Source organism: Streptomyces sp. NPDC093064 (assembly GCF_044754605.1).
Classification (GTDB): Bacteria; Actinomycetota; Actinomycetes; order Streptomycetales; family Streptomycetaceae; genus Streptomyces.
Genome location: NZ_JBIVPK010000121.1, coordinates 1 through 5,062, shown reverse-complemented (window position 1 = coordinate 5,062; position 5,062 = coordinate 1). Strand labels below are relative to the sequence as shown.

Below are 5,062 nucleotides of genomic sequence, written 5' to 3'. Positions count from 1 at the left end.
CAGCGTGAAAGGGAGGTCGTCGTCATGTCCGGCAGATTCCCATGTGGGTGAACCACTCGATCCCCGAACGATCACCGAAGGTTTAATTTCAAGCTGAGCTCAGCCGGCCTTCGCCGGCTCCTCAGCTCGTGCTCGGGTGCTGGCGAGGCGGTAGGAGTCGGTGCCGGTCTCGATGATGGTGCCGTTCAAGGTCAGGCGGTCGACGATGGCCGTGCAGAGGCGGGGGTCGGTGAAGGTCTTGGTCCAGCCGCCGAAGGACTCGTTGGATGCGATGGCGACGCTGTTCTTCTCCTCGCGTTCGGTCAGGACCTGGAAGAGGAGTTCTGCTCCGTGGCGGTTGAGTTCCATGTAGACGAGTTCGTCGATGCAGAGGAGATCGACACGGCCGTAGCGGGCGATGGTCTTGTTCAGCTGCTTCTCATCCGCGGCCTCGACCAGTTCGTTGACCAGCTTCGTCGCGAGCGTGTAGCGGACGCGCTAGCCCTTCATCGCGGCCTCGGTGCCCAGGGCGATGAGCATGTGGGACTTGCCGGTGCCGGAGTCGCCGATCAGGCAGAGCGGCTGCCCTTTCTTGATCCACTCGCAGCTGGCGAGGGTGTGGATGGCCGCGGGGTCGATGTGCGGGTTCGCCTCGAAGTCGAACGTCCGCAGGGACTTCTCCCGGGGGAAGTTCGCCGCCTTGATCCTCCTCTCCGAGCGGCGGCGGGCCCGGTCGTCGCACTGCGGGGTGAACAGCCGCTTCCGCCACGCCACGCCGTGCGTGCGCTCCGGCTCCCGCATCGACATGCCGCCGCGATGGTCACGCCGGATCGCCGCGTACAGCTCGACCTTCGACATCCGCGGCATGACCAGCACCTTTCAGCAGGAGCACCCCGATGCTGCCCTGGCAAGAACCCCAGCGCCTCCCAAACTCGTCGACATCACCCATCCGTGGGTCCGGGCGCCTCCCGAACCCATCGACAAGTGACTTACTTCTTCTTGCCCTGGGTCTTGCCAGGGATCTTGATGAGCTGGGTTCTTGCTGATGAGAGCCCTGGATGCCCGCCTACGACCGGTTGTCATTGGTCATCGTTTGCCACTGCCGAGCGTCCTCGGGCGGCCCAGAGACGGCCCGGCGGCTGCCGCTAGACCAGCCTGCCCTTCCTGCCGAGCGAGTCGCCCAGGGACCTGAATACACGGCCCAGCCGCTCCTCCGCCTCCGCCGGCGGTTCCGGGATGGGCGCGCCAGCTGCGATGTGCTCGCCCAACAGCCGCAGCACCTCATACAGGTCCTCGGCGCTGGCACGGTCCAGGCGCAGAACAATGTCATCCGTCATGGCGGCAAGTCAGCTGACCAGCCACGGCATGCGGCCAAGCGCTTAGAAGATCGGGTCCGCCTCGCTTCCGTGACAAGTTGCCGAGTGCCGTCGGCGTTGCCTTCATTGCGGTCGGCGCCCTGGCCGAGAACGTCGACACGTATTCGACACAACGCCCCGCCCGCCGACTGCGTAGAAGACGGGGTCAGTCACCGCTTGGTCCAGCGAGAGCCGGTCAGCCTCTGGGTATCGGCACCACGCCCTCGATGAACAGGGTGTTCTCCAGGAATTCTGGCGTCAGCCGGATCCCGGTGACGCGCTCGGCGAGAGCGAAGGTGGCAGCAGTGACCATGTCTAGATCATCTGCGCCCCCTTCCTCGACAGCGAGGCCCACCTCACGCATGGGTGTCACCAGGCTGTCGGGGTCGCTACCGTCCCGGTAGTGAGCGAACAACGGCTCGAAGTGGAGCCGCAGCTCCGCGTTCTCGAACCAGTTGAAATGATCGACCGCGTTGACGTTCCGGAAGTGCGACACGGCCGTCCGCCCCGCCGACAGACGCGACAGGACTCCGTCGAGCGTCCCGATGTAGCCGGCTCCACCATCACTGACCAGCCCTCGAGCGGTGCCACTCCGAGGTACCCGTGGCTGCCCTGGTGCACCTGGGCCGTCGCGCACCAGTAGCCGCGGCGGGGCCTGTCCCTCAACACGGGTGGGCCCCCGTCCGGCTGCCCGCGTAGAGCTCCGCGGTGACGGTGTGGCCGCCATGGCTGTTGTGGACGACCACCCGGTGAGCGAGGGCGCTGACCATTCCGAGTCCCCGTCCGTGTTCCGCCTCCTGGCCCTGGTGCTCGACCTTCGGGGCGTTGCCGGCACCTCCGTCGTCCGTGACCGACAGGGCAACCACCTGCGCGGAGACGGCGAGGGCCAGATGGAAGCTGCCGTGCGGCTGACCGCTGGCCGTGTGCAGGATCGCGTTCGCGCTCAGATCGCTCACGATCAACTCGGCGTCTTCGGCAATGAGCGCTCGTCTTGCGTGCGTCACCTCTCCCGGCCACTTCCCCGGTTGCTGCCAGCCGGAGTTGATGGAGTGGCGGGGCGGTGGCTCGGGCGTGCGGGAGTAGTGGCCTGCGGGGGTAGTTGAGAGTTGCAATGTCACAACTCAGTCACCTTCTTTACTAATCCCTCACATCTAGTGAGTCCGCGTAGATAGCTTCACCCTGCACGTACTCAAACGGGGGGATCCCATGAGCTACTACCAGCCCCAGCCGCCGTTCCAGCCTCCGCCCGGACCGCCGGCCGTCCGTCCCGCACCCAAGTGGGCCCGCAAGCGATTCGTACTGCCCGCCCTGGGCCTCGCGTTCATCATGGGCGTGGGCAGCGGCGGCGCCGACGGTCAGAACCCGAACGCGACGAAGTCGGTGGCCAACGACAAGGTGCAGCCGACGGCCACGGCCACGGCCACGGTCACCGCGACGGCCACGGCGACGGAGACCGCGAAGCCGAAGCCCGCGCCGACGGTGACGAAGACGGTCGAGGTGAAGGTGACTGTCACCGCGCACGCCGCTGCCGCGGGGTCGGGAACGGGCGGCAGTTCGACGTCTGGCGGATCGTCGTCCAGCGGCGGGTCCAGCTCGTCGGGTGGCTCCAGTTCTGCGGGCGGGGGTGCGACGGCTCTGTGCAATGACGGTACGTACTCGTACGCCGCTCACCATCAGGGGGCCTGCTCGCATCACGGTGGCGTGGCCGTCTTCTACCGGTAGTCAACGTCTCAGGTCGGTGCTCCGGCCGATGGTTGAGTATGGGACCGCCTGCCCCGCTGAATCGGGGAGGCGGGTCCCGCGTCTCCGGGGCCTCTGGGCCCGCGCGGTCCGGACCCACGGCCGCCCCGTCTCGGTATCAGCGTGGGGCGGGGCAGAAGACGGCGCGACAGGTGCGGCCATGGCGATCAGGCTTGGCCCGCAAAGGATCGAGATTCAAGGTCGCCGCACTCGTGGGGTGCACCTGCGGGAATGTCTCAAGATCCCGTCCACGCCTCGTCCACGGGCCCCGGCATACGACCGCTCTGGCGGCACCTTCTGGACGTCGTTGTCAGGTTGACCTGCGGCGGCGTGGTGTCGGACGCCCAGATTCTGTCCGATGGCTCAACGTTCAGCGAATGAGCGCCTGGGCCCGACGAGCGATTTCGTCCGGGGCCACGTCCTCTACGTGCGTGAGGAAGACCCAGACGTGTCCGTAGGGATCCCGCAGGATAGCTGTGCGGTCGCCGTGAAACTGGTCGGTCGGTGGCTGCAGAAGTTCCGCGCCGGCCGCGCCGGCCTGCTCGGCAAGTACGTCGACGTCATCAACGAAGACGTGTAGTCCCACGGTCGTACCGCCAATGGTGGTCGGTGCGGTGAAGGTAGGGCCTTCGGCATCGCCCAGCATGATGGTGGACCCGTGAATGCTGATCTCTGCGTGCAGGATGCGCCCGTCTGGGCCGCCAAGACGGAACAGCTCCTCGGCTCCGAACGCCTTGCTGTAGAAGTCGATCGCGTTGGCGGCACCGTCGACCATCACATGGGCGATTACGGCGTTGCGGTAGTGCTCTGGAACGGCGGTCGTGGCCATGGAAACTGCCTCCTCGGTTGGTTGACGGCTACCAGTGACCACGAAGGTAGAAGCTGAACCTAACTTGAGGTCAAGCGCTCTTGACCCGATAAGCGAAGTGCCTTGAGATGCGGCAGGGCGTCGCCAACCGTCGCATCGAGAACCTGCTCCGTGAATATGAGTGGCGGCACCTGACCGTGTCTGAGGCTCCCCGGCGTCGTATCCAGGGGCCATGTCGGTGCTGCATGTTTCAGTTCATCGGATAGCCGATCTCCGCGATGTCCTCTGCGAGGTCGGCCAGAGTGATCTCCGAGTTCAGTGCACTGAGCCTTTGCCAACTTGCCTCATGAGCTGGCCAGTTGGTTCGACAGATGAGTGAAGCCCCTGGTACGACCAAGATCACCCGGTACCCACCAGAGGCTTCGCATGCTTGTCTACCCGTGCGGGCTGGACGTGTCCAGTCGATCCCTGTCCTTCCTCGCTGCTCGCCTGCGAGAACACCGTCGTCGGATCAAGAGCCGCTGGCGCCGGCTCCCGGTCGGCCGTCAAGCCCTGCTGGTGTTGGCGCATCTGCGGAATGGAACCACGTACGCCCAGCTCGCGGCGGGTTTCGGGGTCGGGACGAGCACGGTCTACCGCTACATCAGCGAGGCCGTCGACCTGCTGGCCGCACTGGCACCGACCCTCGACGAGGCCGTCCGGGCTGCTTCGACGAAGGCGTACGTCCCGCTCGACGGGACGCTCCTGCCCATCGACCGGATCGCCGCCGACCGGCCCTTTTACTCGGGGAAGCATAAGAAGCACGGCATGAACGTGCAGGTCATCGCCGATCCGTTCGGCCGGCTGCTATGGGCCTCGCCCGCACTGCCAGGGGCCGTTCACGACGTTCGCGCGGCCCGCGAACACGGCATCATCAACGCCCTCGACCCGGCCCGAATCCCTTGCTGGGCGGACAAGGGCTACCAGGGCGCCCGCGGTACGGTCCGGGTTCCGTTCCGCGGCCGATGGGAGACGCTTTCCAGAGGTCAGCAGGCCGTGAACCGATCCCAGGCCAAGATCCGTGCCCTCGTCGAACAAGCCATGGCTTGAACCGCCCCGGGTTCGGTAGAGATCTCAGATTGTGGTTGTGACCTGTGGTTTTGTGGATTCCATGTAGTGGTTGGCCTCGTACTCGACGGGC

At 66.0% G+C, this 5,062-nt stretch carries 7 protein-coding genes and 2 pseudogenes; 3 read left to right on the top strand and 6 right to left on the bottom strand.

Features of this window, described 5'->3' with window-relative positions; all coding sequences use genetic code 11:
- Positions 1–99 precede the first annotated feature (99 nt).
- Positions 100–735, bottom strand: a pseudogene (gene istB / locus ACIQFZ_RS43110) (IS21-like element helper ATPase IstB); the annotation flags it as partial.
- 109 nt (positions 736–844) lie between these two features.
- On the opposite strand from istB, the gene ACIQFZ_RS43105 reads away from it, so the two are divergent.
- Positions 845–967, top strand: coding sequence for a hypothetical protein (locus ACIQFZ_RS43105; RefSeq protein ID WP_402693965.1), 123 nt, complete (start codon positions 845–847; stop codon positions 965–967).
- Between the two features lie 157 nt (positions 968–1,124).
- Here ACIQFZ_RS43105 and ACIQFZ_RS43100 read toward each other — a convergent pair whose 3' ends face one another.
- The 4 genes from ACIQFZ_RS43100 to ACIQFZ_RS43085 all read right to left on the bottom strand — a co-directional run bounded on the left by ACIQFZ_RS43100 (position 1,125) and on the right by ACIQFZ_RS43085 (position 2,977).
- Positions 1,125–1,316 (bottom strand): hypothetical protein, encoded by a 192-nt coding sequence (locus ACIQFZ_RS43100; protein WP_383064408.1) that lies wholly within the window; start codon positions 1,314–1,316, stop codon positions 1,125–1,127.
- 214 nt (positions 1,317–1,530) lie between these two features.
- Positions 1,531–2,061, bottom strand: coding sequence for a DUF6461 domain-containing protein (locus tag ACIQFZ_RS43095; protein ID WP_402693964.1), 531 nt, complete (start codon positions 2,059–2,061; stop codon positions 1,531–1,533).
- Positions 1,997–2,338, bottom strand: a complete 342-nt coding sequence (locus ACIQFZ_RS43090) for an ATP-binding protein (protein ID WP_402693966.1) — start codon at positions 2,336–2,338, stop codon at positions 1,997–1,999. The genes ACIQFZ_RS43095 and ACIQFZ_RS43090 overlap by 65 nt, the downstream gene beginning before the upstream one ends.
- Positions 2,339–2,689: 351 nt before the next feature.
- Positions 2,690–2,977, bottom strand: coding sequence for a hypothetical protein (locus tag ACIQFZ_RS43085; protein WP_383064412.1), 288 nt, complete (start codon positions 2,975–2,977; stop codon positions 2,690–2,692).
- Here ACIQFZ_RS43085 and ACIQFZ_RS43080 point away from each other — a divergent pair.
- Positions 2,970–3,056 (top strand): DUF3761 domain-containing protein, encoded by an 87-nt coding sequence (locus tag ACIQFZ_RS43080; RefSeq protein ID WP_225075656.1) that lies wholly within the window; start codon positions 2,970–2,972, stop codon positions 3,054–3,056. The genes ACIQFZ_RS43085 and ACIQFZ_RS43080 overlap by 8 nt on opposite strands.
- Before the next feature lie 388 nt (positions 3,057–3,444).
- Here ACIQFZ_RS43080 and ACIQFZ_RS43075 read toward each other — a convergent pair whose 3' ends face one another.
- Entirely contained in the window at positions 3,445–3,903 is a 459-nt protein-coding gene (locus ACIQFZ_RS43075) for a VOC family protein (protein WP_402693963.1), read from the bottom strand.
- 405 nt (positions 3,904–4,308) lie between these two features.
- On the opposite strand from ACIQFZ_RS43075, the pseudogene ACIQFZ_RS43070 reads away from it, so the two are divergent.
- Positions 4,309–4,968 (top strand): annotated as a pseudogene (locus ACIQFZ_RS43070) (transposase family protein); the annotation flags it as partial.
- Positions 4,969–5,062: the final 94 nt, after the last annotated feature.

Excerpts from the sequence above, each read along its gene's own strand:
- ACIQFZ_RS43105 (WP_402693965.1), top strand. The coding sequence starts at position 845 with ATGACCAGCACCTTTCAGCAGGAGCACCCCGATGCTGCCCTGGCAAGA.
- ACIQFZ_RS43100 (WP_383064408.1), bottom strand. The coding sequence starts at position 1,316 with ATGACGGATGACATTGTTCTGCGCCTGGACCGTGCCAGCGCCGAGGAC.
- ACIQFZ_RS43095 (WP_402693964.1), bottom strand. The coding sequence starts at position 2,061 with ATGGCGGCCACACCGTCACCGCGGAGCTCTACGCGGGCAGCCGGACGG.
- ACIQFZ_RS43075 (WP_402693963.1), bottom strand. The coding sequence starts at position 3,903 with ATGGCCACGACCGCCGTTCCAGAGCACTACCGCAACGCCGTAATCGCC.